Below are 1,785 nucleotides of genomic sequence, written 5' to 3' on the forward strand. Positions count from 1 at the left end.
CATTATTCATTTAAATTGTATTTTCAGGTTTGATTAATGGGTGAGGGAGTAAACCTTAACACCTGGCTCAATGACAGGTTAGTGCCAATTGCGGACATTCCTTTCGGTATCTTAATTGGAATTTAAGTTGTGTGTTTATATACAGCTTTCCGCTTGAAACGCCCCGTGCTTTGTTAGACGGGTTGCCCCGTATTTGTCGCCAGCATAATTATCAGCTGTACCTATAAGTTATTGTAAGTTTTAAAAAAGCGGTGTAGTGTTTTAGTACATTAAATTTACAAAGGCGGGTTAACCCGTATTTAAATACGGGGCGACCCGTCGAATAAGCGTTAACCCCTAAGGAAGTATCGTGAAACTATCACTAATGGCAGCAATTTCGAAGAATGGAGTTATCGGAAATGGCCCAGATATTCCATGGAGTGCCAAAGGGGAACAATTACTCTTCAAAGCGATTACCTATAATCAGTGGCTTTTGGTAGGCCGAAAGACTTTCGAGTCAATGGGGGCTTTACCCAACCGAAAATATGCCGTTGTAACTCGTTCAAGCTTCACTTCCAGTGATGAGAATGTATTGGTATTTCCATCTATCGATGAAGCGCTAAATCATCTGAAGACGATAACGGATCATGTGATTGTGTCTGGTGGTGGTGAAATATACAAAAGCCTGATCGATAAAGTTGATACTTTACATATTTCAACAATCGACATTGAGCCAGAAGGTGATGTCTATTTTCCAGAAATCCCCAGTAGTTTTAGGCCAGTTTTTAGCCAAGACTTCGTGTCTAACATAAATTATAGTTACCAAATCTGGCAAAAGGGTTAACAAGTGGCAGCAACTGACCGCCAAAAGTGTCACTTGTTTTGCCAAAAAGCCGGCAAAACAAGCGCCAATTTTGTCGGCAGCTGTGCCAGGCGTTAACGTCCGCTTATCGCTCTTAACTGATATTGAAAAGCGCTTCTAAGATTTATCACCCCTTTAATCAAACCTGAAAGCAAAATTTAAATGAATAATGCGAGACAAGGAGCGAAGCGGTCGAGCAAGCCATGTAGGCATGGGTGAATAGCGTCTTGAGTCGAACGAAGTTCGGCTAGCTATGAACGCGAGAAAAGGACTTCGAGCTGGAAAGCGTACAGGGATGTTTAGCGCGTTGATTCATGGCGTTTATGTTCACATTTAAGTTATGCTTGAAGAACCAGTTTGATTTTGGGGCACGTTTTTTGGTTCGTTTTTGTCGTGTAACAGAAATGAACAAGAGCGCATCATGGATGATGCGAGATAAAAATCAGGGATGAGTGCTGCTTTGTATAAGACTCCTAAAGCTCATTACCAGTTGAAACCTCAGCCACAAAAAAAGCCGCTTATGCGGCTTTTTTCACTCTGGCTGTAATTTGCAATTACGCCATTAAGTTTTGTAGCTTTTTCATTGCTGATTTTTCTAGCTGGCGAACACGCTCTGCTGATACTTGGTATTTAGCAGCGAGGTCTTGCAGTGTTTCTTTCTCTTCTGCTAACCAACGTGCACGGATAATATCTTGTGAACGCTCATCTAACGTGTTTAACGCTGAGAATAGGCGTTGGTTTGAGTTATCCTGCCACTGTTCTTCTTCAACCGTTTCAGCTAAGTCTGACGATTGATCTGTTAAGTATTGAACAGGTGAGAACTGAGACTGCGGCGTGCTTTCGTCTTCGTCCGCATTTAAGTCAAAGCCCATATCTTGGCTGCTCATACGCGATTCCATTTCACGTACGTCTTTTTCAGATACACCTAATTCGTTAGCAACCGT

General features: G+C 42.0%; 2 protein-coding genes. One reads left to right on the plus strand and one right to left on the minus strand.

Annotated features, from left to right (window positions below; genetic code table 11):
• The first annotated feature begins 349 nt into the window (after positions 1 to 349).
• Positions 350 to 823: a trimethoprim-resistant dihydrofolate reductase DfrA15 gene (gene dfrA15, locus ON073_RS20250; RefSeq protein WP_001355915.1), complete on the plus strand. Its 474-nt coding sequence runs from the start codon at positions 350 to 352 to the stop codon at positions 821 to 823.
• Positions 824 to 1,395: 572 nt separating this feature from the next.
• Here the strand turns inward: dfrA15 and ON073_RS20255 are convergent.
• Positions 1,396 to 1,785: sigma-70 family RNA polymerase sigma factor (locus ON073_RS20255; RefSeq protein ID WP_274763674.1), on the minus strand; the 390-nt coding region annotated here is incomplete at its 5' end.

This window comes from Pseudoalteromonas sp. G4, from assembly GCF_028875915.1.
Lineage (GTDB): Bacteria > Pseudomonadota > Gammaproteobacteria > Enterobacterales > Alteromonadaceae > Pseudoalteromonas.